This window comes from Bradyrhizobium sp. CER78, from assembly GCF_029846235.1.
GTDB lineage: Bacteria > Pseudomonadota > Alphaproteobacteria > Rhizobiales > Xanthobacteraceae > Bradyrhizobium.
On record NZ_JARVWP010000005.1, the window covers coordinates 32,598 to 58,650 of the forward strand.

At 58.2% G+C, this 26,053-nt stretch carries 17 protein-coding genes; 1 reads left to right on the forward strand and 16 read right to left on the reverse strand.

What is annotated here, in order from left to right; all coding sequences use genetic code 11:
• The first annotated feature begins 214 nt into the window (after positions 1–214).
• Complete coding sequence (locus tag QDT69_RS11780) at positions 215–1,573, forward strand: hypothetical protein (protein WP_279706710.1); 1,359 nt, start codon at positions 215–217, stop codon at positions 1,571–1,573.
• A 69-nt stretch (positions 1,574–1,642) separates the two neighbouring features.
• On the opposite strand, the gene QDT69_RS11785 is transcribed toward QDT69_RS11780, so the two are convergent.
• The 16 genes from QDT69_RS11785 to asnB (QDT69_RS11860) all read right to left on the reverse strand — a co-directional run bounded on the left by QDT69_RS11785 (position 1,643) and on the right by asnB (QDT69_RS11860) (position 26,034).
• Positions 1,643–2,947, reverse strand: a complete 1,305-nt coding sequence (locus tag QDT69_RS11785; protein WP_279706711.1) for a nucleotide sugar dehydrogenase — start codon at positions 2,945–2,947, stop codon at positions 1,643–1,645.
• Positions 2,948–3,134: 187 nt separating this feature from the next.
• Entirely contained in the window at positions 3,135–4,022 is an 888-nt protein-coding gene (locus QDT69_RS11790; protein WP_279706712.1) for an NAD(P)-dependent oxidoreductase, read from the reverse strand.
• A 7-nt stretch (positions 4,023–4,029) separates the two neighbouring features.
• Positions 4,030–5,157, reverse strand: coding sequence for a class I SAM-dependent methyltransferase (locus tag QDT69_RS11795; protein ID WP_279706713.1), 1,128 nt, complete (start codon positions 5,155–5,157; stop codon positions 4,030–4,032).
• A gap of 55 nt (positions 5,158–5,212) precedes the next feature.
• Positions 5,213–7,234: an asparagine synthase (glutamine-hydrolyzing) gene (gene asnB, locus QDT69_RS11800; RefSeq protein WP_347952034.1), complete on the reverse strand. Its 2,022-nt coding sequence runs from the start codon at positions 7,232–7,234 to the stop codon at positions 5,213–5,215.
• Positions 7,128–9,590 carry a hypothetical protein gene (locus tag QDT69_RS11805; RefSeq protein ID WP_279706715.1) on the reverse strand — a complete coding sequence of 821 codons (2,463 nt, stop codon included), beginning with the start codon at positions 9,588–9,590 and terminating at the stop codon, positions 7,128–7,130. The genes asnB (QDT69_RS11800) and QDT69_RS11805 overlap by 107 nt, the downstream gene beginning before the upstream one ends.
• Positions 9,580–12,345: a glycosyltransferase gene (locus QDT69_RS11810; protein WP_279706716.1), complete on the reverse strand. Its 2,766-nt coding sequence runs from the start codon at positions 12,343–12,345 to the stop codon at positions 9,580–9,582. The genes QDT69_RS11805 and QDT69_RS11810 overlap by 11 nt, the downstream gene beginning before the upstream one ends.
• 207 nt (positions 12,346–12,552) lie before the next feature.
• Positions 12,553–13,695, reverse strand: coding sequence for a DegT/DnrJ/EryC1/StrS family aminotransferase (locus QDT69_RS11815; RefSeq protein WP_279706717.1), 1,143 nt, complete (start codon positions 13,693–13,695; stop codon positions 12,553–12,555).
• 15 nt (positions 13,696–13,710) lie between these two features.
• Positions 13,711–14,718: a sulfotransferase gene (locus tag QDT69_RS11820; RefSeq protein ID WP_279706718.1), complete on the reverse strand. Its 1,008-nt coding sequence runs from the start codon at positions 14,716–14,718 to the stop codon at positions 13,711–13,713.
• The gene (locus QDT69_RS11825) at positions 14,715–15,788 is read right to left on the reverse strand and encodes a GNAT family N-acetyltransferase (RefSeq protein ID WP_279706719.1); all 1,074 of its coding nucleotides are present in this window, start codon (positions 15,786–15,788) and stop codon (positions 14,715–14,717) included. Before QDT69_RS11825 ends, QDT69_RS11820 begins: the two co-directional genes overlap by 4 nt.
• On the reverse strand, positions 15,788–17,653 hold the full coding sequence (gene cysC, locus QDT69_RS11830; protein ID WP_279706720.1) for an adenylyl-sulfate kinase: 1,866 nt from the start codon (positions 17,651–17,653) through the stop codon (positions 15,788–15,790). Before cysC ends, QDT69_RS11825 begins: the two co-directional genes overlap by 1 nt.
• Positions 17,654–17,671: 18 nt before the next feature.
• Positions 17,672–18,466 carry a sulfate adenylyltransferase subunit CysD gene (gene cysD / locus QDT69_RS11835; RefSeq protein ID WP_163152943.1) on the reverse strand — a complete coding sequence of 265 codons (795 nt, stop codon included), beginning with the start codon at positions 18,464–18,466 and terminating at the stop codon, positions 17,672–17,674.
• Between the two features lie 107 nt (positions 18,467–18,573).
• Complete coding sequence (locus QDT69_RS11840; RefSeq protein WP_279706721.1) at positions 18,574–21,129, reverse strand: GNAT family N-acetyltransferase; 2,556 nt, start codon at positions 21,127–21,129, stop codon at positions 18,574–18,576.
• Positions 21,126–21,971 (reverse strand): class I SAM-dependent methyltransferase, encoded by an 846-nt coding sequence (locus QDT69_RS11845; RefSeq protein ID WP_279706722.1) that lies wholly within the window; start codon positions 21,969–21,971, stop codon positions 21,126–21,128. Before QDT69_RS11845 ends, QDT69_RS11840 begins: the two co-directional genes overlap by 4 nt.
• Positions 21,971–23,167: an ABC transporter ATP-binding protein gene (locus QDT69_RS11850; RefSeq protein ID WP_279706723.1), complete on the reverse strand. Its 1,197-nt coding sequence runs from the start codon at positions 23,165–23,167 to the stop codon at positions 21,971–21,973. The genes QDT69_RS11845 and QDT69_RS11850 overlap by 1 nt, the downstream gene beginning before the upstream one ends.
• Before the next feature lie 106 nt (positions 23,168–23,273).
• A complete protein-coding gene (locus tag QDT69_RS11855; RefSeq protein ID WP_279706724.1) occupies positions 23,274–24,137 on the reverse strand; it encodes an ABC transporter permease in 864 nt (287 codons plus the stop codon).
• 25 nt (positions 24,138–24,162) lie between these two features.
• Entirely contained in the window at positions 24,163–26,034 is a 1,872-nt protein-coding gene (gene asnB, locus QDT69_RS11860) for an asparagine synthase (glutamine-hydrolyzing) (RefSeq protein ID WP_279706725.1), read from the reverse strand.
• Between the last annotated feature and the right edge of the window lie 19 nt (positions 26,035–26,053).

Consider the following 26,053-nt stretch of genomic DNA (forward strand, 5'->3'; position numbering starts at 1 on the left):
GCCGCGATCTGTCATGGCGACCGAAATTTGTGTTATTGGGCGGGAACAATAGAATGCCATATGGGCATCATTCTTGTCGTCCTGTCAGCGCCGTGCCATGTCCCTGGATCGAACAGACGATATCGGTTGGCAATCGCGTGGGCCTGGTCTGCCGAATACGATAACCACCAACGAGACGGTCCAAACGCACAGCCCGACACGGCGGTAAAACAGAATGAACGATCGCGTTATTCAGCTGGAGCCCGGTCTCGGTTGGCGCCAGGCCAGGCTTGCCCTGCTCGCCTATGCCCACATCGTGGTTTGCGCTGTTTCTCTGTACTGCATCACGATCACCAACTCCTTCCCGGGTGTCATCGGCTTCGACAAGTCGCATTTGGCGGCTGCAATCCTGAACGTCGTCGCGTTCAGCCCGGTCGTGATCCTGTTCGCAATCGGACGTTTCAGCTTTGGCTATCTTGTCGGCTTCTACTTCTACGTGATGGTGCTGGGATATCTCTGGCTCATCGAATTTTCGGTGCTCGATTACGATCACCGCCTGGCGCTTGCCTCGATCGTGCTGTCGGCCTTTGCATTCCTCGCCCCCGCGGTGTTCATCACCACCCCGCTGCGGCAGGCCGTCGTGATGCCGGCCCGCGCGTTCTACATGATGCCGTCCGTCATCCTGATCGGCTCAGCCGCCATCATCGGTATCGGCTCTCTCTACCACCTCAAGCTGGTCAACCTCTCCGAGATGTACAAATATCGCGCGGAGGTGGCGTTGCCCGGCGTCCTGCAATACGCCGTCTGGATCGTCTCGAACGCCCTGTTGCCGCTCGCCTTTGCCTGCTTCGTCACCAGCAAGCGGATCTGGCAGGCAGGAATCGCCCTGCTCCTGATGCTGCTGTTCTACCCGATCATGCTGACCAAGATGGCGCTGTTTGCTCCGGTCTGGCTGCTGTTTCTCGCCGTTGTCTGCAAGCTGGTGGTCGAGGCCAGGGTGGCGACGATCCTGTCGTTTTTCCTGCCTGTCCTGATCGGCGTGATCTTGTTCGTCCTGGTCAAGACCGAGCTGTTTCCGCTCACCCCCGGACTGGTTTATTTCGGCACCGTCAACACCAGGATGGTTGCGATCCCGTCGCTCGCCCTTGAAATCTACAACAACTACTTCTCAGCGCACCCGCTGACCCATTTCTGCCAGATCAACGTGCTGAAGCTCGTGGTTCCCTGCGCCTACCACGAGCCGATATGGGCCGTCATGGCGAGGTCCTACGATCTCGGCTCCTTCAATGCTTCGCTGTTCGCCACCGAAGGGATCGCGTCGGTCGGCCTCGTGTTAGCACCGGTGTCCGCGCTGGGCTGCGGGCTGATCATTGCTCTCGGCAACCGCCTGTCGGCCGGCTTGCCGTCGCAATTTGTGCTGCTATCCGCCGGGCTGCTCCCCCAGGTGCTCCTCAACGTACCGCTTTCGACGGCCTTGCTGACCAACGGCACCGGGCTGCTGTTCCTGCTCTGGTACATTGCGCCACGATCAGCCTTCGACCAGGCGCCGAAGGCCGCTTTGAACGAAAATCTACCGGCGGCAAGCACCAGCTAGTCGGCGCTCGGAAGTCCCGCCGGTCACCCGTTCACAGGGATCGTCCGGCGGAAAGCCTCGCGAGATCGCCTACGCGCGAATGATGTTGTCTGCCGGCTGAGCAAACTTTCCTCGGCAGTCGACGAGCAGCGGAGCATGCTTGCCGAGCAGTTGATAGTCGAACTTGTCATGGTCCGTCGCAAGGAGGACGCAGTCGAAGCCCCGCAAATTGTCCTCAGTGAGCGCGACGCTCGACAGGTCGAACGAGTGCGCGCGCATCTTCGGGAACGCGGGAACGTGCGGATCGCTGTAGGCGACCTTGGCGCCGAGGTCGCGCAGCTTCTCCATCAAGAGCACCGAAGGCGACTCGCGAACGTCGTCGACATTCTTCTTGTAGGCAATGCCGAGCACCAGGACCGAGCTGCCGCTGATCGACTTGTGCCGCTGATTGAGAGCGAGCGAGATCTTCGACACGACGTAGTCCGGCATCGAGGAATTGATCTCTCCGGCGAGCTCGATGAAGCGCGTATGCATGCCGTATTCCCGCGCCTTCCAGGTCAGATAGAACGGGTCGATCGGAATGCAGTGCCCGCCGATGCCGGGACCGGGGTAGTACGGGACAAATCCAAACGGTTTGGTCGCCGCGGCGCGGATCACCTCGTGAATGTCGATACCCATCTTGTCGGCGACCATCTTCATCTCGTTGACGAGACCGATATTCACCGAACGATGGATGTTCTCGAGAAGCTTCGTCAGCTCGGCGGCCTGCGTCGAGCTCACCGGAACGACCTTGTCGATCACCTGGCGATAGAGGGCGATGCCGGCCTCGAGACATGCGGGCGTGCAGCCGCCGCAGACCTTCGGGATCGATCGGGTCGTGAAATTCTGGTTACCCGGATCTTCGCGCTCCGGCGAGAAAACGAGAAATATGTCGCTGCCGACGGTGAGGCCGCACTTTTCGATGCGCGGCTTCAGTTCTTCCTCGGTCGTACCGGGATAGGTCGTGCTTTCGAGCGACAACACCATTCCCTGGTGGAGATACGGCAGCAGCGATTCCGTCGTATTCAGCACGAAGCTGAGATCGGGTTCGCGATACTTGTTGAGCGGGGTCGGAACGCAGAGGATCAGCGCATCGACTTCTTGCGCGCGTGAGAAATCGGTCGTCGGCTCAAACCCAAGCTCCGTCGCATTCTTGATGCTGGCCCCCGAGATATGCTCGATGTAGGAGCGGCCGGCGCGAAGCGCGTCGACCTTGGGCTGGTCTATATCAAAGCCGATCACCTTGTAGCCGACCTCGCAATAGCGAAGCATCAAAGGTAGGCCGACATAGCCCAAACCGACGATTCCGATTTTCGCCGTCTTGCGGTCAAGCTTATCGATCAGCTCAGCTTTCATCTCAAGCGCCATCTGGTTCTGGTGAAGTCATGCCCACGCGGGACATTGTTCTGGTTAGCCTACCGTCGAAGAGGTGCCTTCGGCGCGTACTTCCGCTTCCGGTTGCATAGACTCGTTGAGCCGAATGGACAAGCCCAAAGCCCAAGCTGCGCAGCCGCCGGCACAATTCGTCAATGCGCACGCGAATTCACTGCGCACTGACGGGCTGATCCGAAGCGCAGGCCAGCATTCGCCGCACGCCTTCATCGAAGCGAGTGAACCGGCTCAAATCGTACCGCGCCGCCAGCCGGTTCAAATCCGGGGTCATGTCGACCGCAGCGCCGCCGCTCGTGATCTCAAACTTCGGCTCGGTGCCGAGCTCTCGGCCAATGGAGCAGGCGACCTGCCGAATTGACAGCGTCTCGGGTGCCGCAACGTTCACGGTCCCCGACCATGACGACGCGATGCTCGCGAGAATGACCTCGACGACATCGTCCACGAAGGTCGGGGTCAGCCGAAGCCCTTCGGCATCTCCGCTAAGCTGAACCGGGCTGCCCTGCCGAACGCGACGGATCAAGTCCGGGACCAGCCGGCCATGCTGACCAGGGCCGTAGGGAAAGAATAGTCGGAGGATGCTGAGACCGAACAGCTTCGAAAATGGCTTGGCGATCACCTCGGAAGCGAGCTTGGTCGACCCGAGGAAGCCGGTTGGTGCCAACGCGCTGTCTTCATGCAGCGCTCCGCCGAATGGCTCGTACACCGCGCCGGAAGATATCAGGCAGAACTGCTTGACCGCCGACTGCGCCGCCCAATCCAGCAGCAGCATCGTCATGCCGACATTGACCGCGAACATCTCCCGGGAGTCTCCGGTAAACTGCCGATAGTTGCGCGATTGGGCCGCGTGCACCACCGCATCGACGCCTTCCGGAAACGTGCCGGCCTCGATCTGCCTGGTGCCATCCCAATCGACCTTAGTGCCGAAGGCAACGGACGCCTCCGGCCGACAGACGCAAAACAGCTCATGGCCGCTAGCAACCAGCCGGCGGGCCAACACAGAACCGACGAAGCCGGTACCGCCTGTCAATAAGATCCGCATGCTCGAATTAGCCCGCTGGTTTTGTCAGCAGAACAGAGATGCCGTTCGGGTTGGCGTCGTTGAAGGTAAAGGTCTTAACTCCCAATCCCTTCAGCCAACTCTCAACCTCCTCGCCGGTGTGCTGCCACGCGTTGTGAGGATGATACCAGTCAAAATTGACCATGTTGTTCGTCTCGTAGTCGAAGGCTTCGTTCCAGAAACACTTGACGAAGTTGTAGTAGATGAGCCGCTGAACATCGTGCGTACCAGCTGGAATGCCGAGAACAGGGATCGGCTTCTCAAGCGTGATCGTCGCAGCGAGCTTCGAGAGAGCACGTCCCAGGTCGGTAAGCCCTTCACAAGCGGCGTAGCAGTCTTCGGGACTAAGCTTGGTGAAATGCTCGCGGATATGCGCGTCACAGAACTGGCGAGCGGCGCCCATCTTCCTGTAGACATAGAAGAAGAACTGCCCACCCGGGGCCAGCTTGCGATAGAGCGCTTCGACCGCGGCCCGTGTGTCGGGCGTGTGATGCAGAACGCCATCGGCAATAATGAAGTCGAAGCTTTCGTCGGCGAAGGGAGCGGCCATGAGGTCGGCCTGGACGACGGAGCAGTTCGGCAAGCCCTTGGTATTGCCGAAGGTAGTAAAGGCAGCGTCGGAGATATCGAGCGCGAAGACCTCTCCCTCCGTATTCTCAGCCATGAATCGAGTATTGAAGCCGGAGCCAGGCCCGCATTCCAGGATACGTCGGCGAGATTTGTAGAAGGCCTTCAGTTCTTCGACCGTCTGGAAGCCGAATTTCTTGCGATACCAGTCGAACAGGAACTCCTTATGTGCGTCATCAAAGCCGTAGTTCTTGAAGCGGCGCCATTTATCCGAGAACGTTTCATTCGTCTTCGCCTGCTCAGCGGCGGCAAGTCCTGCGGTGGTTGCCTTGAGTGGCAGATCATGCCGTCTGGCAAACTCCGACAGATCCCGTTGCAGGATTCCTGTCAAGAATGAAGGAACACCTTCCAGGATTGGAAACCAGCGACCATCTCCCGCAACCAACGCGCCCTCGAGCACATGATCGTCTGCGGATGCGAACGATCGCAATTCGAGTTCACCTGCTTTCATTCCATCAGGCTGGAAGAGAGCTAAAGCCTCGGGTCTCACGTCAATTACCTCCGAAAGTGCTTCTGTTCAGCTCGATTGGACTGACACATAGTAACTACGAACTGGCGACGCTGCGTGACAACGGGTGCAGCCGATTCTCGTCGCCCAATGGCATGCCGAGGTCGCCGCCGTAGAGGTCGAACGCTTCGCACCAAGCCTCGAATGACAGCAGCGACCAGAGCAGTGTGAGCCTATTCGCTTTTCCCGACATATGGGCTTCCAAGGCCGTGGCGACGAAATCGGGATTGAAGACGCCGCGGGCAGCGACCCGCTGCGGCGCCAATACCTGCTCGACGAAGGGACGCAGCCCGCCACGATACCAAGACGCATCCGGGGGACCGAACCCCATTTTCGGTTTGTCTGCGATGCGCTGCGGAACCCACGGGCGGACTGCATCGCGGAACACCTTCTTGCCCACACTGCCGTCGGTCAACAGGCTCCAATCGAAACTCGTCGCCAGGTCAATTATCCGATTGTCCAGCAACGGAACACGCGCCTCCAGCCCGTGGGCCATCGAAACCTTGTCTTCCACCATCAGCAGCCCAGCCAGATAGGTCTTTGCATCGGCGTAAAGCAGCTTATCCCAGACATGATCCGACGGTGCGCGCGCCAATAAGGCGCGTAACTCCTCGGCCACGCTGTAATCCCCGGCGCCAGCCTTGAACGAGGCAGTGAAGGCAGCGTCGTACTCCGACGGCATAAGCGGGTATGTATAGAGCGGCAATATCCGCTCGACCGCCGACGCTTCCTGCGGGCGTAGAAACCTCCACCACCAGGAACGTGCGGCCCCACTTGCAGCGCCGCCAACGTAGCCATAGCGCCCCACATAGCCGCCCAGCATCTCGTCGCCGCCGCAGCCGGACAGGACCACCTTGCTATCCTCGGCGACGCGCCCCGCAATGAGATAATTGACATAAGCCATGCCCATGCGCGGCTCTTCGAGCGCCTGGAGGGTTGGCAGCAAGGCTCGGCGCAATACCGTCTGGGGCAATTCCAGCTCGACGTGCTCGATGGCGAGTTCATTCGCCACCAGCCGCGAGAACCCTCGTTCATCAACCTGCCGATCCTCGCCCACCCCTTCGAGATCGAAGATGCACGAATAGGCGCGCACCTTCGGATCGCGCCGATGGGCCGCGGCGACAAGTGAGGTGGAATCGATACCGCCCGACAGGTAGGCCATGACCGGTACGTCAGCGGCGATTTGGCGATCGACCGTTTCGTCAAGGACGTCCCGCAGCATCGTAGCCGCCACCGCTGGCGCCTTGCTCCGACGGTTGAAGGAGAAGTCCCAATATTCGGCCTCGCGGCGCCCCCGGCCGTCATCCACCAGATAGTAGCCCGCTCGGAGCTGGCGAATGCCCCGGAACATGGATCTGCCGTTCCAGATGTTCTGATTCTGGAAATATGCGAAGACTGCGGCGTCGTCCGGCTGAAGCGAAACCAATCCCGAGGCCTGCAGCGCCCGGATTTCGGAGGCGAACAACAGGCTCCCCTCGCTCGTCTCCGCAATGTAGAGCGGCTTGATGCCAAGACGGTCGCGACCGAGTGTGAGACTTCGCGCACGTTGGTCCCAGATTGCGAACGCAAACATGCCGTTCAGCTTGTCGAGAAGCTTCTCGCGCCATTGTTCATAGCCGTGGACGAGAACCTCAGTGTCGGAATGATCGGTCTTGAAGCGGTGGCCCTCCGTTTCAAGTTCTCGACGAAGCTCGCGGTGATTGTAGATTTCACCGTTGAAGACCACCCAGACGGTGCCGTCTTCGTTAGTCATAGGTTGCCGACCGGAATGAAGATCGACGATCGACAGCCGGCGGAAGCCAAGCGAAATATCTGCATCCTCGAAGAAGCCGTCGTCATCGGGCCCGCGGTGACGAATCGCAGCGGCCATTGACCCTATGCGCCGGCCCGCATCGCGAACACGATCTCGATGGAGAATACCTGCCAAGCCACACATGCTCGAACCGCCCAGTTTAAGCCAATTGTCCCGCCGCCGGTACGTCTTCGGCCGGCAGCAAGCAGCTCGTGCGTCGGCTGATCGCGGCTTCGACGCGACGTGGAAACTTCGCCGTATCAACATAGAGCTCGCCTAGTCGAGCGGCGACTGCACTGACCGAATAATTTCTCTCGACATACCCCCGGCTTCTGCGCCCAAGGTCTGCTAGCTCCACGCGCGGACGCTCCACCAGTTCACGCAGCACCCGCTCGATCGTATCGGGATTGGCAGATATGATCGGACAGGCCTCGGCATCGACAAGCTCGGCGCGGTCACGGATGTAACAGATGACAGGCTTGCCTCGCGCCATCGATTCCAACGCAGTGTAGCCATGCCAGCCTATCAGCAGCTGATCGACAACGACATCGCAGTCCGCCATTCGCGACAACACGACATCGTTCGGGACCCCTGACACCATATCCAGCTCAATAGCCACACCCTCGGCTCGCAGCTTGTCCACTGCGGCTATCAGATATTGCGATCCTTTGGCCCAGCCGTGATTGGGAGCGTGAAATATCCGCAGGGGCCGCCCGTCGACCTCGACCGAGGTTCCGACGTAACTCAGCTTGTCGAGGTCAATCGGCCAATACCAGAGCCGGCGTGCACCCGGTGTATAGGCCATCATGTCGCCCATGGAAACGAGCTGAGTGGCGTATTTGGAGAATTTCTCCATGTTCTTGGCGCCTGCATCGGAGTCGCAAAGGCAGTTGATGCCAGGCCGATCGCAATGCGTGCAGCAGTTGAACTTGCCTAAAGCTTCGGTCTCCTTTCTGGTGCGGATATCGGCGCCATAGGCATAGAGATAGATGCGCTTGCCAAACCGACGCAGCCATTTCAGTTCGGAGTTGGAGACGCCAAAACGACCATCCCTCTCAAGAATTCCTTCATCGTAGAAGAAGTGAAATACGTCGAAGCGGATCAGAGCCCAGGCGAAAACAAGCCGCCGGAACACCGGGATCAAAAATGGAAATCGCTTGGCAAGCCACTCGATCTGCGGCTTGAGGACGTAGTCGAACTTACTTGTGATGTAATAGGTTGTATAGGCTAAAGTCTTTGAATGAAAACCCATCTGTCTGTCGGCTTCGGCCAGCAGAGGTAGCGTAAGGATAGGAGTCGTGCCCCAAAGGCTAGCCGGTCGTGCAGCCACATGCAGCCGCCACAAGGCAGCTAACCAAATGAAAGGTGCGGCCAGAACGGCGAACGCGGCAGTGATAGCTGGCCCGGCCCGCCACACCCAGGAATAGAGACGGCCTCTCCAAATCGAGGCACACGTGCGCAGACCGAAACGCGCGTAGAACCCGAAGAACCTGGCCAACCTCCCGAGCCGTGCTCCGACTCTCACCGGCCCGCCGCGAGCGGCGATCGCTTTAAGATACGCAGTAGTAGTAAACTCGGCCACTTTGTCAGGAGCATGCCACTTTTCAACGAAGGCTCGCGAACGCTTGCCGTGCAGACGCAGTCCAGCACGATCGCGAATCAATCCGCGGAGAGTTTCCTTCAGCGTCTCCGGGGTCGCCGAAATGACAGGCAAATCATCCCGCATTTCGACCGGGATAAGCTCGAGGTCCCTTTCTCTCAAAAAGGCAATGACGGGCTTGCCTAGGGCCATTAGTTCAACTGCAAGACCGCCGTACCAACCCACCAGAACTTGATCGACCAGCAAGTCCGCCGTCTCATACACCCCTCTGACTTCAGCATGCGGGACATTCTCGACGAGGACGAGTTCGACATTCTCGCCTTCGGCTTCCAGCTCCTTGATTGCAGCGATGACAAAGTCGCTACCCTTTATCTCCCGCCAGGTTGGGGCATGAAGCACACGCAGACGTGCCCCCGAGTCCGGCTCATCATCTAGCGGCGGAACCCAGGTGCGCGTATCGCAGTTGGAATAGGGGAGAAATTGTGCGCCCGGGATGTTATGCAAAAGGTCTGGATTGACGGCATAGACACCGTCCATCCAGGCCAGCGCAGCATTAATCATCTCACGCTTATAGTCGTTGTAGCTGGACTCGCACAAAAGCCGACTGCGGCAGTTCGCACACGCGTTGACCTGAAAGTTTTCGATTGCGAAGTCGCTGATGCGGCTGTCGCATCCCTGGAACGTAACGAAGGTTGATATGCCGACCGCGTTCAGCAGTGGCAAATCGGCCATGATCCACTTGCGATTCAAATCGCTGAGGAGGCTGGTACCGAAATTGAAATGTACGACATCAGCCCGGAACAGAATCTCAGCTAGCCCAAACCACCAGCGAATAGACAAAAACGGGTTGCCGCCTGCCCCCACCTTAAGATCGCGGTCGATGGGATACCCGAACCACTGGCGAAAATAAACGAACGTTTTCGAAATGAACCCGTGTCCCCGCTCGGCTCGGGACAGATAGTATGCATTGCCGCCAACGTCGAATGGAGCATGATAGACACGTGGCTTGCGGTCACGGGCCATAGTACGGCTCCTGATTATCGAGCTTATTTGGCGCACGGGTGTGCAAATGGCCGAGATCCTCCCGATAGAGGCGACTAACATGGCCGGCGATGTGGCTATGATTGTGAAACTCTCGCACGAAAGCAGCACAGCGACGGCCGAGCGCCAACCTGGCGTCATCGTCGCGCAGCAGATCGCGGAGGCGATCCGCGATCGTCGTAGGATCTGCGTGGACGACTGGACATCCGGGGACAAGATGGGCGTGATCTGGATGATGGCTGGAAATCACCGGCACTCCTTGCGCCATAGCCTCGATCGCAGTGTTGCCGTAAGATCCAAGGGTCAACTGCTCCACAAAGATGTCAGCCTGTCCGAACTTGCGGATGGCTTCCCGTCGCTCCAAGTTCTGGACCATGACCAGTTCGATGTCGAAACCCTCTCGCTGGAGCTGTTCTATGGCTGCAACAACGTGCTTTGTGCCCTTTACGTTTTCCATCGCCGCTGATGAAGGTGCATGCATCACTACGACCGGTCCGCCGCCCTTTGTAGGGTTCTCGACCTCGGGTCGCAAAGCAGCAGTTTCCGCGTCTAAGGACAACGGCAAATATTCGAAATCAGGGCTACAATGACAGAGGTTGGGCGTCGATACAAAAACTCGATTTGCTTCGCGCACTCCGCGTTGGAATCGACGGAAATATTCGCGTCGCCAGCCGCGCGCCTTGCAGGCGGCACAAGCATCCGCGACACTCTTCCCCTGGGCTGCGAACTCGGGTGCCAGTTTAGTAAGAATAAAACAGCCCCGCCAGTGAAAGTAGACAGAGCTGCCACTTTTCCTGAGATATTCAACGTCCAAGTTATCTGGGAGAAAGCTCAGGAACCAGTTAAAGTGGTAGACGTCATACCGCCCCCACTTACTCATGAAGTAACGTTCCAGGTTGTCCAAATTGAACGTATCTGTGACCGGCGGCCGCCGTGGTTCTATGCCGACGCGATCGAATGATACGTGCTCGAAATAGAAATCCGGATGGAAGACATCATTGCGCACGACGTCTGGAGCCACGAACGCAGGGTTGTAGTCGAACGCCTCGTAGACAGAGTGCCACCCAAGCGCTTTCAGATCGCTGCTGAGCACCGTTGGCTGGACCGTCGCGTACAGTCCGTGAAAAGCCGCGTTTTGAGACGATGCGTTTCTTTTCTCGCGGACCAACGGATTGAGCCGCTGGCGAAGCTCAAGCGCATATGCACCGGACACGATCTTCTCAGCAGTCCCGAGGTAAATTCGAAGCGTCGTTGGCATGAACAGCGAGAGCACTCTGCCGGCTTCCCTACGAAGGCGTCTTAGAATCCAAGCTCGACGTGCGGCAGGTGCTGCTCTGGCGTAGCGCTCAGCCAGATCACCGAGGCGCTTCGCTACCCGCCTTCCCATCGAAGCCCATCGCCTCCCCGCCTCCGCAATACGCGAGGCTCCTAAAGCAATCGCTGCACTTCCCAAACGTCGTGGCAACATAGCCTTGTAAAGTTGTCGCAGGTCTGTCGCCAGCGCCTCAATGGAGGCATGTTTCTTTACATACTCCGGGCCGCGGGCCGCAGCTTCTATCAGCGGGGCCCTGTCCTTGCTCAGTTGATCCAGCACTTGGCCGATGGTCTCCGGGTCCGCTTTAATGATGGGGCATTCTTGCGGCGACGGAATGCGAAGCCCCGGCCGGATATTGGCGATCACAGGAACGCCTAGCGCCATAGCTTCGATGGCGGTGAGGCCGAAGGCGCCACTGATCAACTGGTCAACGACAACGTCGACCTTCGTCATCTGATCAAGGATTTCTCGGCGAGGCAGCCCTGAAAGCTTGACCAATTCAATAGCTCGGTCCTGCCGCTTCAGCTCGTCGATGGCGGAAACCAGGTAACGCGTACCCTTGAAGTGGTCATGATTCGGAAAGTGTCCAACTCGTAAGACCGGGTCTGAGTGGTCACTAGGTTTAGCTCTGGGCAATAGGTCCGCGACATCGACGATCAAGTATCTCATGAAGTACGGGTTCGGCAAATAATCTATTGACAAACCATAGCCAACCATGCGCGTCGCATACCGCCCTATTGTTTCCAGGGTCTGCAGCCCCCCCTCATCGTCACACAGGCAGAAGCGTCCCGGTGCTGGACAATCCATGCACATGTTGAACTTCGCGGACGCCAGAGTTCTCTGCCGCAAACGGTGGTCAGCTCCGTATGCGTAAGTGAAAAGAAGCTTGTTCGCGTCGCGATAGGCCTGCATTTCCGACAAAGCAATCCCAAAGCGCTCGCTTCCGTAGCCCCCCGCCGGCTCAAGCAATCCGCGGTCGTTGTAAAGGTGGAAGATATCAAATGCGAGCAACGACCAAGCGTGAACGTATCTGCGGAAAGCGTAGAACAGGGGATTATCGTTTTTTAGAATGAACTCCTGGATGCGACTGAGATTGATGTCAAAATCTGAGGTCGTATAGTATTGCGTGAACACAAGAGATACGGCCTCCACGCCGGCCATCTTATCGGCTCGCGTGACGTGTCGCAGCGAAGCGATTGGCGTTGTCCCCCATACGCTCCTCAACCTGCCCATAGCCAACCGAACATGACTGGCCCGACTAGCTGCAACCATGAGCCGATCCCAGAACTGCTTCGCCTCGGCCGACTCATCCGGGAAAGCGAGCGGCCGGAACGCCTTGACTGCTTGAAGCATCTCTGCTGGAGAGCCTCTTCGCACGCACCAGTCTGCGCTGCAGAAAAAGTCCGCAATGTCCTCAGCCATGTAAAAAGCCAGGATGCCCGGGGTTCCCTTCGGAAACGTGCCCGACCGCCCCCTTCGCATTCGCTTGATTAACCTGGAAATCATATCACATGGCCGAGGATGGATTTTCTGATCACTTTCTGTGAAGCCCTTACTCGCTGACAGATCTGGATGAGCTCAGCCGACGGTATTGCGGATTGGAGTGCAGCGAAGATAATCGGCCTTCAGCTACTTCCCTCGACAGGCATTGTCTAGGAGATCGACCACCCGATCCTGATCTTCATTGGACATCTTTGGAAAGAGAGGCAGTGCGATCGTCGTATCTTCGGCAAGTATGGCGTTTGGAAATTGCTCTGCTCGCCATCCATACTTGTCAACATAGTACCCGAGGCGGTGAACCGCATGCGTGCCTGGCCGCGTTTGGATATTTTCTGCGGCCAAGGCGGCCATGAGTTCGTTCCTACGCTTTCGGCCGCCGTCTAGCACTCGGATGACATAAGATTGAAATGCATGCCCACCGACGTCCCCACCGAGCGGTCGCACGACTGAATCGATTCCGCCGAGCAACTCGGAATAGCGGTGCCCGAGACGCCTGCGTTCCGCCAGCACCCTGTCGAGCTTGCCCATTTGCGCCACACCGACAGCTGCCTGGATATCGGACAAGCGCAAATTGAAGCCCAAATTGTCAAACGTCGCCATCGTCCACGGACCATGGGGCTCGATCGAAGGATCCGGAGCTCCCGTCGCACCATGATTGCGCTGCGAGCGCACGCGCGCTGCAAGATCATCGCGATTCGTCGTCACCGCCCCGCCCTCGCCGGTCGTAACCGCCTTGCGCGGGTGAAAGGAAAAACAGCCGACATCGCCGATCGCGCCGACAGGTTTGCCTTTGTATGTTGTGCCAATCGCACAGGCAGCGTCTTCGATAACGGCGATACCGCGCGACCCCGCAATGGCCCTGATCTCATCCATCGGGGCAGCGAGACCGAACAAGTGGACCGCAACGATCGCCTTCGTGCGCGGCGTGATGGCCGCCTTCAACTTCTCAGGATCGAGATTATAGGTCGACAGATCGATATCGACGAAGACCGGCTTCGCACCGACATACTCGGCACAGTGCGCGCTCGTTACCCAAGTGAACGCCGGAACAATCACTTCGTCCCCAGCTCCGAGATTCAGCGCCAGGGTCGCCAAGTGGAGCGCTGCGGTGCACGACGTGCAGGCTAACGCATACCTCACCTCCTGCTTCTCGGCGAGCAGCTTCTCAAAGCGCTCGGTCAATGGGCCCTGGGTCACCCATTTCGAGCTTAGACACTCACGCAGCAGCGTGATTTCGGCTTCATCAAAACTTGGTTCTGTGATGTTCATCATCTTGGTTCCCGCGCGTCAGCTACCCTGCAACTTCGATCGCCATTTATCCACCGCAACCCTAAGTTCCCGCGAGACTTCGTCATCGAGCCGGACTCGATCGGTCGACTCGAAGCGCTCGGGGATCCTATCAAGTTGAACGTTCGCGCTCCCGCCCTTGCTTTTGATCGCTTCGGCAAGCTCCTCAATGACGGATCGTGGTTCACGCGACAATCGTTCGTAATCCACGCCAATGACGCGCTCCGGCTCGATCTTTGCCAAGCTAGCGTCGGTCGCAATCTCGATGGATACCGCCTGTCGCGCAACCTGCTCGATCGGCGGCAGCTTCGCGATATCTGCGTAGTCCGGCGGCTTGACCGACCACCAACGCGCAGCATCGCCGAACAAGTCCAGCCGCTGAAGCCAGATCGATTGCGCGACAAAGAATGCATCTCGCCTGCATGATGCAAAGAAGGCGAGTGGAAATACATTCGCGAGCCAGTCCGCTTGAAACGAAAACCAGGTGTTGTTCTTGAAGACAAGTGGCTTTTCTTGAACGGCTTGCATCGCTGATATCGAGCGCACAAGCCCACTCCTGTCGACAAGCTGTCTAGTACGCTCGTCAAGGAAGTGAGTCTCTTGCCCATGATCAAACCATCGCGACCAGAAAAAGCCGAACTCGTTAGGCTCAGACCAGGACGACGTTCTTCCACGAAGAGATTGAAATGACATCGAAGAGCTCTGGTCGTGCAGACCAAGATAATTCTCGATCATCATTCCAATATGAGGCGCCAACCAAAAGCGGGCAGCAAAGTTCGTGACTCCAGCGAATCCCTGGCTCTCGAGCACCAATTGACTCGTAAGGGTCGTGCCAGAGCGTGGGGGCCCCAGAATGAAAAGCATGGGCTCACGAGGTTCGGAACCGGCCACCCCAAGCGGAACATCGAGCTTGGACAAAAGGACGTTTAGCTCCAGCAATCGTTCGTCACGAGCCGCGTCCTTTTCAAAGCTTTCTACAAGCCGACTCATGTCCGATGCCTTCTTCAATCAAGCTTCGCGTACGGATAAGCATAAAAATTCGGAAACAGCGTCCCGAGCTGGGACTTCAACTGCTTCAACTTCAAGACGCCCTCGTGTGGCGCCCTAATCAGATAACTGTACGGAAGATCAACCGCACCGAATCCAGCCTTGAAATGATGCAGGTTTTCTTGACCGTGCCAGGTGCCTCCCCAGTTCCACCGACGACATCCAGACCTAATCGCGTCGAGCATGCCCATCCAGATCAGGAACGTCAGCGGCTGTCTGGGTCGAAAGTCCTTGACGATAACGGGTGTGATATATTCACACGTATCCCCGCACTGCAGCAGCAACAAGGCCGCCGCAGGTGCGCCATCACTCATGCAGACCGAAAGTCGCCGCATCCGCGGAGGCAGCGTCTCGCGCATAGCGTGAAAGTGACTTTCAGGCTTCGGCTTCCCGCCTATGGCTGCCATGTTTTCGGCGTGGGTCTCGGCCAAAAACTTCCAGGCCCAATCGTCATCGGTCACTTGTTCGGAAAATCCCTGCTTGAGCGATTTCCGGACCAGGTTCCGCGTCTTCTGCTTGAATGTCAGTTCAAGTCCATCGGCCGCCCGATCTACGGGAGGCAATTCTGTTATCTGGCCGATGCGAGCGTCCTTCTCAATCGGTTGGAGGACGGTATCGTACGAAACGACGTGAGCTTCCTCGTCCGGCAACAAGATCATCGTCGCCGACAGCAGGTCCCCTCCGTCGGCCGCGGCAACGAAATCCGACAAGAGCGCGCGTCTTATCGCATCTGCATCTTCTGACGAACGAGCCGCGCGACCAACGATGACTGAACCGTGCGAGCCATACCACGGCAAGCTGTTCACGATCCGACCGACGCCGTCGCGATGAAGCTCCGCGTAAGGAAGGCCCCCGACAATGGCCCCGTCAGACCAAGCAACGAGCACATGTGTGCGGCAGGATGTCGTAGCTTCCAGAAATCGGAGAAAGCTCGGCATGCCATAAAGCGGAAGGCGTGAATTCTCTTTCAGAAACTCCTCATAGGCGGGAGTCTCCCCCTCCTCAAGCGGCCGGACCTGGAACGAGCGCATCAACGTGAGCACACCCTTCTGATGTATTCCGTCAGATCATGGACACAGCGCTCGATGTCGGCCTGCTCCGTATCGATGACAAGCTCCGGCGCCTGCGGCGCCTCATAAGGAGCCGAAACTCCGGTAAATTCCTTGATTTCTCCTGCGCGCGCACGTCGATAGAGCCCTTTCGCATCCCGGCTCTCACAAGCGTCCAGCGAGGCCTTTACGTATATCTCGTGAAACGACTCCCGCGACGCCGAGCGAGCTTTGTTTCGATCTCTGTGATACGGCGAGATGAGCGCAGTCAGCACGACCAGCCCGGCCGAAGCAAAGAGCGAAGCGACCTCTCCGATGCGCCGGATGTTCTCCGAGCGGTCATCCGCAGAGAACCCGAGGTCAGAATTCAATCCGTGCCTGAGATTGTCACCGTCGAGCACGTAGGTTTGCCAGCCGGCCTCGAATAGGGTGCGTTCGGCGCGCAAGGCGAGCGTCGATTTCCCCGCGCCGGACAAGCCGGTTAACCAGATGACCGCGCCCTTATGGCCATGCCTGATCTCTCGCTCAGAGCGGCTGACAAGCAGATCGACTTTTTTGATGTTGGTAGCCTTGATAGCCGGATTGCTCCGCTGGTCCGGGATCCCTTCGAGATCGATGAGGCCTCCGCCGACGGTATCAAAGCCGTCAAGCAGAACGAACCTGCCCAACATCTTGTCGTCATGCCCATCTGCCACCGGGAGGACCGACGAGGTGCTCAATCTCACCGTAGCCAGATCGTTGCGCGTTACGATGTCGCCGCGACGATGTTCCAAGCTCTCGAGATCCAGCAGGGATTCGATCGCGCGAACCGTCACCTGCGCTTCCAGCGTACCGGCCCGAAGTCTCAGCGTCGCACCTGCCCGCAGCGGCTTTTCCCCAAGCCAGAACACCTTTCCGCGAAACACGTTCGACAGCACCGGCGGATGCGCGAAATGGCTCGCCACATTTCCCCGCTCAACGAAAATCTGCTCGTCGAGAACGATCCCAACGGATTCTCCGGCTGAAATTCGGTCAGATGAGTTGAGATGATCGAGCGGTTCGATACGCGCGATCTTTGCAATCCGGTCGTGCGGCGAGAACATCAGCGTATCGCCGACCTGGGCGCTTCCGGACGTGACCTTCCCCGCGACGATGCGACGTTCGTCGAACTTGTAGACGTCTTGAACGACGATTCGGAGTGGGCGTTCGGAAGCGGGAGCTTCGACGTTCAGGGAGGAAAACGTCTCGAGAAGTGTCGGGCCGGAGTACCAAGGGGTTCGCGGCGACAGCGCCGTAAGATTATCACCTTCCCGAGCCGAGATTGGCACAACCGCGGTGGGCTCTATCCCGAATCCCTTCAAATAAGCGCGAACGTCGGCTTCGAGCTCTCTGAACTTCGCTTCAAGATTGTCGACCAGATCGATCTTGTTGATCGCGACAACGACCTGATTGATTCCGAGCAACTTCAAGAGATAGGCGTGCCGGCGCGTCTGTTCCTTCACACCCTCAAGGGCGTCGACCACCAGCAATCCCGCGTCGGCATTCGCGGCGCCGGAAATCATGTTCTTGAGAAACTCGCGATGCCCTGGCGCGTCGATGATGACTGTATCCCGATGCCCCGTACGCAGCCAAATCCAGGTCGTGTCGATCGTGATCGCCTGGTCACGCTCCGCCTGGAAGGCATCCAGCACGAAAGACCATTCAAGCGGCATTCCCCGCTTTTCGCTTATTCTACGCAGCTCCTCAACCTTGCCTTCGGGCAGGCTTCCGGTTTCGTGGAGGAGACGTCCGATGAGAGTCGATTTGCCATGATCGACGTGACCTGCGACCACAAGCTTGAGCTGGTCGCGATATGAGGACTGTTTCATTTTATTGGATATGAGTTCTTACATATAGCCCGAGGCTCTCAGGCGCTCAAAGCTGTCTTCCGAGTCGTGATCCATGGTTCGACCCGCGCGCTCGGGCGTTCGGGTTTGCTCGAGTTCGGCGATGATCTCCTCGATCGAGGATGCTTCGCTTCGAATGGGGGTCGTAATGTTCTTCTCTCCCAGCGAGCGATAGCGCCAGCCGTCGCGGGCAAGATAGAGCGGTACAATCGGAATGCGCTCGCGCAGCGTATAGCGCCAGATATCGAGTTCGGTCCAATGAAGAAGCGGATGGATCCGCAGATGGCAACCTTCCGGAAGATCCATCTTGTAGATGTCCCAGAACTCCGGCGGCTGATTTCGAAAGTCCCAGACGCCATCTCTCGCCCGCGGGCTGAACACGCGCTCTTTCGCACGCATGCTCTGCTCGTCTCGTCGGATCCCGAGAACAATTCCGCGGTAGTTGTCCCGCTCAATCAGCGCCTTCAGGCCTGCCGTCTTTCGAGCCGCCGCTCTGGACGCCGGAGGAAGCGTCGGATCCATCTCCGACTCAGGCGGACATAACTCCGCTCGGAAATCGAGATCCCATTCTTTCGCGATATGATCCCTGAACTCATAGACTTCGGGGAGTTCCATTTCCGTATCGAGCTGGATCATCGGGAACGGCACGTGACCGAAGAAGCATTTGCGTATCATCCAGAGCAGCGCCGTGGAATCCTTTCCGATCGACCACAACATCGCCATAGGCTTTACCCGCGCGAACGCTTCGCGCAGAATAAAAACCGTCTCGTGTTCCAGGCGCGAAAGATAATCCAAAGTGACCTCCAGCGAGCATGCACTCGATCGTACAGGCTCACGCAGTTAAGATATTCGAAGCGCGACTAGCGAATGCAACTCCGCGGCGACACCATAAATTCGAAAGATCAGTTTATTCCGAGTAGACTGCGTACTTTTTCAGCCACCGAGGGCCGCTTGGCGCCCGAAGTGTCGGTCGGCCCGCTTCGATGTACGCCCGTCTCAAACCAATCGAAGCACTCAGTCATCGTCCAGGGGATAAACCCATACTCAACGAGTTTGATGAGCGCTTGATGCATCCCGCGAGTCTTTCCGATGTTCTCGGGATGTAGATTGATGACGATCACGCCAGGAACGCCGCTCTGTCGAATGCGATCGGCGAGGCCCAGCACACAATCCGCCGATTGCCGATCGTCCCAATCATTTATGAATACGATCCCGTCGCCAATTGCGGTGAGGACACTCCAATGTTCCGTCAGCTTGCCGTCCAACACTATTCTAGCAGGAAGTAGCGAACCGTTGATGATGGAACCGTCAAGGCCCGGCAGATTCGAGCTGCCTCTTATGCCGCAGGCATTCCAGACCGATGCATGCCCCCAATAGCCATCGTTTAGAAAGCCGTGATTTCGGACGGAGCGCGCGCGCGCTCCGGTAAGACGTTCAAACCATCGCGCTTGCTCCGAGAACAGTTCGGCGTACCTGTCGGGACGGTCGAGCGCGTCGGGATGAATTCCCAACTCGACTTTCCTCCCAGCCTTTAGTTGCCTCAGCGTTTCCTGTGTGTGTTTGGTGAGGGGATGCAGGAAGTAGGTGACCGGCAGCGAGCCCAACGCCTCTTGTTGTTGCGTGTAGCAGCTCAATGCGGCTTGATCATCATCGCCGGTAATAACGACGGCGCCAACCGCCCCGTTCGGCAATATCGGCAGCCGGCTTATTCCGCTCAGCCGAACCAACGCATCCGCCAGAGCCTCGCACCACCAGTCGGCAGGCCGCTCACGTAGGCTTTCACCAGCAAGCTGGCCTTCAAAGAGATAGTTTGGCCGTTCACCCGCAATGCCCCACATCGGCTCGGTCGGGCGGTTTGAGGCTGCTGCCGGATCCCCTTGGCGATACTGCATCAAGTCGGATGCGAGGTCAGTTCCGATGAAGATGACTGAACCTCTGTCTCCCGTTTTCCGATGCAGCCAAATCGGCTCGAGGCGGGCATTCTCAACAATCGTTGTTGAATCGCCGTCAGCCACAAAACACATGTGGGAATGCAGCGTGCGCAGTCGCGACCACGGCTTCGAACCGGCAAATGCCGCCCGCAGCACGCTCGGTGAGAATATCGATCTTGCCTGCGTATCTACACCGAATTCCCTGGCGAACTGCGCGCTCGGGAGCACAGCGATGACGCAGCCGTCTCCGGCAAGAACATCCCTTGCAGTCGCCAGATCCGCCTGGGATGGGCGGTAAAGCACCACCGGCTCCCCGGCTTGCATCGACGATGCCGACCGGAAACCGAACGTGTGCAAGTGGTGTACAATGAAGGCGCCGCCGGCTTGTCCGGCGCTCCTCGCATTTGCCGGCCGGCTGGCGATTTCATTGAGACGGTTGGAAGCGGCGAGAATATTGGAGGTGTAGAGTTCCGGGCGTCGAAACAGGCTGCCCTGGATGACCGGAACACTCCTCGACCCGAAGATCGTCTTGAAGTGAGAGACCATCGCGATCGGCCAATCCCTGGGAACTTCCGGAAATGACGGTCCAAACCGGTAAACTTCCAATCCCGCCTGTTTTGCCCAGCGAATGGCATTCCAGTGCAGGAAATTGTTGGGCCTCAGCTTCATGGCGTCGGGCAGAGAAACGCCCGCAAGAAAACTGGCCGCTTTCTTGTCAGTCAACAGGATGAGGCCCGCAATTGCGTTGCCATCTTGCCTAACCAACGCGACGCGTGCTCCTCCCTCTGCTGCAAATGCCCTGAAAATACTTCTGTAGTACTCGATGTCGGGCAGAACTTCGCCCGTTCTTGTAGCCGATGCGCGCGCGATATCCATATAGGTGTCGAGATAGGAGACATCGCTCGATATCTCGAACTGCAGATTTGACTTCTGCGCTTTTCGAACCGCAGTGCGGCACGTGTTATCCAACCCTGCGAACAGCTCTTCAACGGTTGGGGCGAGATCGACCAGTTGATCGGCATTGAGCGTCGAGGAGCCGGGGCAAGGCAACATTCCCGAGGGTCCGAACGCAATACCAAGCTGGAAACCGAACTCGCTGACCCAGAACGGAACAGCCTCCCTCCGGGGATGACGATGTGCTGGCGCGAGGTTGTGGCAATTCAACTGAATGCGATCGACGTCATATAAATCGGCGATCGCGAATATCTCCTGCATCGCAGCCTGCCGTGCGGCCCTCGCGACGCCCGCGTCGATATCCGGGGCGAGAGCAAGACCGGTATGGCGATGAATCCCCGAATGCAGCAACCGCTCGCCGAGCGGCATTCCGGCGCCCTCGTTGATAAACAAGGGCTGGATGCCGACGAGTTGCGAGCCCTCTTCCAGGGCGAATGACAGGTTCGTAGACACGAAAAACCGCTGCTCGATCTCTATCCAGGACGATCGATGTGTGAGCCAGGCCTGCGGCGATTGCAGCGCCAGACGATCCCAGGCACTACGATCAATTTCGCGAAACCGAACGACTTTCATCGCGATTCAAACACCGCATTGAAGCGTGTGCCGAAATAAGGATTTAGCGGGTGGATATCCACAATTCTGGTGTCGACGCCGAGGCGGTGCCCCAATGCCAGAAAATCCTTGCGGTCGAAATAGTACGAAATGATCTCGGGCTTGATCTCGATCGAAATCGGCGACGACTTGCTCCATCCTAGCAAACCAGCGATCTTCGCCACACGGCTCGACTTCTGCGCGTTCTTCTGAATCGTTCCCAACTGGGGCCGTTCTGCTTCGGGTTCAAATTCTTGCTCGAATTTTGCCGTGAGCCTCTTCGCGATGGCCTGCAGCTCTTCAGCCTTCTCGCGGTCTGGAATTGATCCGATCAGGACCCGACCATGCGGCTTCACTACCCGAAGCATTTCCGCGATGATCGGCTCTCCAGCCGCAAGCGACGGGAAGTTCGAGAAGACATCATAGCAATAGGCGGCATCGAACCGCCGATCAGGGAACTGGAGGCTTTCCCCGCTGGCTCTCTCGAAGCTCCCATTGTTCAGTCCGAGGCGCCTTGCGACCACAAGCGGCGCCTCAGCCAGATCAACTCCGACATATTTGCCGACACTGGGCGCCAGCACCTTCGCCAAGAACCCAGCCGCACAGCCCACTTCAAGAACCGATGAGCCCGGGCCCGCTTTCATGAGGCCGAGCATATTGATCCTGAGGTCGTCGAGAAGGTTCTCGTTTGCCCACAACCGTGGATTACGGCCAGCGATATAACAGAGGTCATCCAGTGTCGGCTTCTCTGATACCTGCCGTGCGCGAAGCTCGAAGAACGCTTCGAGCTTCTCCTGCCAATCACCATCCGTCATCGTCGCCATCAGCTTCGCTCGATACTGCACGTGAATTTCGGATCATAGAGATAGTTGAAGTGCCACAGAGAATTGCGGGACACCGAGAACTGCGCCACCTTTTCGACATAATGCAGGATGGCTTCTGTCCCCTTCGGCAGCATGTGCCGGCACAGCGCGGCGGAAATGTAGTATTGCCCTTCGCCAAGCGCGAGCTCCGGGACCTCGTAGATGACGCTTCCGCGTTCCGGCAGTCCATCGTCGCCATCGAGGAACAGGCCGCCATCGTACCCCTCGATTCCGGTCACCGCCTGAAGCCGTGCGGTATCGATCCGCAAACTTGCGTAGATCTGCCTGTGCTCGGTGAAGCCCGACCACGACACCCGGATTCGGAGCGGTTGCCCATTCTTCACAACGCCGATCGGCTTGCCTTCGACGTCGATCACCTCGACGGCCGTGATCTGGAGGGCGTCGCCGCCAAGCTCGTATTTTCCGGTTTCGGCCGTGCTCTCTATCGCTTGGCTCAGCTTCTTGGTTTCCCGGAGATTCCGCGCTTCCTCGATATCCCAAACACTCTGCTCATAAGCTTTGCTGACGCGCTGGGCATTTCCGTGCATCAGCACCCGCCCCTTGTCGATCCAGATCGCCTCGTCGCACAGCTCGCTGATCAGCCCGCTCGAGTGCGAGACGAACAGCACGGTGGCGCCGCTTTCGCAGATCTGACGAACCCGCTTCATGCACTTGTTGACAAAGGCGGTATCACCCGCCGCGAGCGCCTCATCGACGATGAATATCTCGGGATCGACGCTGATCGCTGTCGCAAACGTGAGCCGCGCCTGCATGCCGCTCGAGTAGGTCCGGAACGGCTGATCGATCACCTCGGCAAGCTCGCTGAAATCGATGATCCAGGGAACCTTCGCCTCGATTTCCGCCCGCGTCATACCCAGGCACATCCCGCCGAGGACGATGTTGTCTCGACCCGACACATCCGGATGAAAGCCGGTCCCCAATTCCAGGATCGCGGACAATCGTCCCGCCACTTCGACCCGTCCGGTCGACGCATCCAGCAGTCCAGCGATGATCTTCAGAAGGGTGCTCTTCCCCGCGCCGTTCGGCCCGATGATGCCAACCACCCGCCCGCGCAACACCTCAAACGAAACATTCTGAAGCGCCCAGTGCTCATGGTGCCGAGGCTTCCCGGTGATGATCTCCTTCAGGAAATCCAAAGGCTGCGTATAGAGCCGATAGGCCTTTCCCAGATCGGCGACCCGAATGGCGAACTGCGGCTCCGATGACCCGGCAAGCGGGATCAGTGCGCCGGCTTCCAGATTGTCAGAGAGCATTGCCATAGTACGGTTTTAGCTTTTCGAAGATGCGGTATCCGAGCCCGAGACTTAGCAACGCGAACACGATCGTAACCGCCCAGGCATAGGGATGTCTAAACGAACCGAAAAAGAGAACGTCCTGATAGACCCAGATGACGTAACTGAAGGGATTCGAATAGATCAATGGCCGGAGCGCACGGGGCATCCAATCGGGGAGGTACACCGTCGGCATCAGATACATGGCAATCGAGGTGAAGACTGTGACGATCTCACGCAGATCGCGGAAGAACGGAGTGATAGCGGACAGAGCGAAGCTCAATCCAATCGCCAGAATTGCATGGATGGCGGATACGACCGGCAGCAGCAACAGCATCCAGCTGAGGCCGCCCACATACGCTTTATAGAGAATGACGAGCCCGAGCGCCGGCAGATGAGGGATCGTCGCGGCAATGGTTGCCGCGATCGGAAGCAGCTCGATCGGAAACACGACCTGCTTGACGAGATTTGCACTTACGAGCAGCACTCCGGGCCCGCGCACCAGCGCCGCCTGCAATATCAGCCAGGGAACCAGGCTGGCGAGGATGTAGGCCGGGAAATCGCCGGGAAAATCCGCGGTTATCGATAGCTTGCTGCCCAGCACAAAGCCAAAGATGAGCAGGTATGTTCCAACGATCACCAGCGGGTGGATGAAGACCCACAACGCGCCAAATCCGTGCCGGGCATGCGCGGCGCTCAGGTCGCGATCAACCATCTCCCGCAACAGATCGGGATATCGCCGGATCTGATTGATCGTGGTCCAAAGGGCCTGAGAGTTGCGGTATGGCGACAGGCCAACCCGAACCCATCTCGCCGCCGGAAAGGACCCATTCATCTTCAACGCGCTCCCATTTGCGTGCCTAAAAGCTGCTTTCCATGATCTGCTCGAGATTGAGCAAAGACCAGATTAGCAGGCGGCGGTTTTCCCGCCCCTCCAGATGTTCACCGACCAATGAACGAACGGTCTCTCGGTCGACAAGGTCGTAGATGCGGGCAGTGTTGCTGAAGAGCCGACGTTTGACATACTCGATGCTCTCACCCTTGAACCAGCTGGCATCCGGCGCAGAGAAGCCTTGCTTCTCGCGCTCCGCCACGTCGTCGGGAATATGCCGGCTCATCATCTTCCGCAAAATCAGCTTGCCGTCCTTTGTGCGCTCGTAATAGCGCTGCGCCTTACCCCCGGGCTCGTTTTCGTTGAGGCTGACGACCTCGGTCAGGTTGCCGAGCTTCATCTTGGCGGGCAGCTTCATGGCAAAATCGACAAGATCATTGTCGAGAAACGGCACCCTGCTCTCGAGCCCATGCGCCATGGCCAGCTTGTCCTCGACGACAAGCAGGCCGTTCAGGAACGTCTTGGCCTCGAAGTAGAGCGAGTGATTGACGTAGTCCTCGGGCCGCCGCAGCTCCGAGGCGTGCTCCTTGAACACGCCCCTGAAAATATCGATCGGCGAGGTCTGCCTGGCCTCATCCCATACCGGACCCAGCAGGCTCGGCATCGTTCCGCTCGGAACCATGCGCTGCCAGAATCCGAAGTACTTTTCGATATAATGATCGAAGTCGTCGTTCACGACGGCGCGGTAGTAACGCCAGGGATATCCGGCGAAGAGCTCGTCTCCTCCGGTCCCGGTCAGGACCACCTTGCCAAATTTCGACGCGAGTTTCGCCGCGTAGAAATTGGGATAGGACTGACCGACCCGCGGCTCTTCCAGATGCCACGCAAGCCGCGGCAGCGCACGCTCCATGTCGCCGGCCTTCAAGACCATCTCGTAGTGCTCGGTCTTGAACAGGTATGACATATGCTCGGCCTTGGTCCGCTCGTCGTATCCAAGTTCGACGCCCGAGGCCGAATTGAGATCGAAGCCGACCGTGAAGGTCCGCATGAACGGCAGCTGGCTCGATGCAAGCGCGGTAATGGAGCCGGAATCCATGCCGCCGGAAAGATAGCAGCCGACCTCGACGTCGCTCACGAGTTGCCGGTTGACCGCCTGCCGGAACAAGCGATCGAGTTCGTCCGTCGCCTCAACCTCGTCGACTGCGTACTCCGGTTCCTCGAAATGGAAATCCCAGTACTGCACCGGCTCAACCACCCTGCTGTCTTGCGAGATTTGCAGATAGCAGCCGGCCGGCAGCAACTTCACGCCGGCAAACAATGTTCGCTCGGCAAAGAAGTTTTGAAAGCTGAGATATTCCGACAGCCCCCTGATGTCGACGCGCGGCTTGTACTCCGAAAATGCCCGAAACGCCTTGTGCTCGGAAGCGAAGACGAAGGTCTGCCCAAGTTCGGCGTAGTAGAGCGGCTTCACGCCAAAGCGATCCCGGGCCAACGTGAGCTTGCGCTCTTGATTGTCCCAGATCGCGAAGGCGAACATGCCGTTGAACTTGAGGAGCGCACCGATGCCCCACTCCGCGAAGGCGTGCAGCAGCACCTCGCTGTCGCCGGAGGAATTGAAGACGTGCCCCCTGGCGGAAAGCTCGATCTTCAATTCCTTGAAGTTGTAGATTTCGCCATTGTAGGTCAGGACAAACCGCCCGTCGCGCGTCTCCATCGGCTGCCGCGCGGCGTCGGTCAGGTCGATGATCGACAGCCGACGATGACCCAGCCCAACGGGACCGGCGCAGTAATGGCCTTCGCCGTCGGGCCCGCGATGAGCAATGATATCGGTCATTGCCGTCAACGTGGCGATTGAAGCGGGCCGCCCGTCGCGGTGCAGAATTCCGGCTATGCCGCACATGTGATTCTGGCCGATCTAT

What these genes read in the sequence shown, in the direction of transcription:
- QDT69_RS11805 (WP_279706715.1), bottom strand. Translation starts at nt 9,590, where the DNA reads ATGGCCCGTGACCGCAAGCCACGTGTCTATCATGCTCCATTCGACGTT.
- asnB (WP_347952034.1), bottom strand. Translation starts at nt 7,234, where the DNA reads ATGTTGATACGGCGAAGTTTCCACGTCGCGTCGAAGCCGCGATCAGCC.
- QDT69_RS11840 (WP_279706721.1), bottom strand. Translation starts at nt 21,129, where the DNA reads ATGAAAGTCGTTCGGTTTCGCGAAATTGATCGTAGTGCCTGGGATCGT.
- QDT69_RS11790 (WP_279706712.1), bottom strand. Translation starts at nt 4,022, where the DNA reads ATGCGGATCTTATTGACAGGCGGTACCGGCTTCGTCGGTTCTGTGTTG.
- QDT69_RS11810 (WP_279706716.1), bottom strand. Translation starts at nt 12,345, where the DNA reads ATGGCTGAGGACATTGCGGACTTTTTCTGCAGCGCAGACTGGTGCGTG.
- QDT69_RS11780 (WP_279706710.1), top strand. Translation starts at nt 215, where the DNA reads ATGAACGATCGCGTTATTCAGCTGGAGCCCGGTCTCGGTTGGCGCCAG.
- asnB (WP_279706725.1), bottom strand. Translation starts at nt 26,034, where the DNA reads ATGTGCGGCATAGCCGGAATTCTGCACCGCGACGGGCGGCCCGCTTCA.
- cysC (WP_279706720.1), bottom strand. Translation starts at nt 17,653, where the DNA reads ATGAAACAGTCCTCATATCGCGACCAGCTCAAGCTTGTGGTCGCAGGT.
- QDT69_RS11855 (WP_279706724.1), bottom strand. Translation starts at nt 24,137, where the DNA reads ATGAATGGGTCCTTTCCGGCGGCGAGATGGGTTCGGGTTGGCCTGTCG.
- QDT69_RS11825 (WP_279706719.1), bottom strand. Translation starts at nt 15,788, where the DNA reads ATGCGCTCGTTCCAGGTCCGGCCGCTTGAGGAGGGGGAGACTCCCGCC.
- QDT69_RS11785 (WP_279706711.1), bottom strand. Translation starts at nt 2,947, where the DNA reads ATGAAAGCTGAGCTGATCGATAAGCTTGACCGCAAGACGGCGAAAATC.
- QDT69_RS11845 (WP_279706722.1), bottom strand. Translation starts at nt 21,971, where the DNA reads ATGGCGACGATGACGGATGGTGATTGGCAGGAGAAGCTCGAAGCGTTC.
- QDT69_RS11815 (WP_279706717.1), bottom strand. Translation starts at nt 13,695, where the DNA reads ATGATGAACATCACAGAACCAAGTTTTGATGAAGCCGAAATCACGCTG.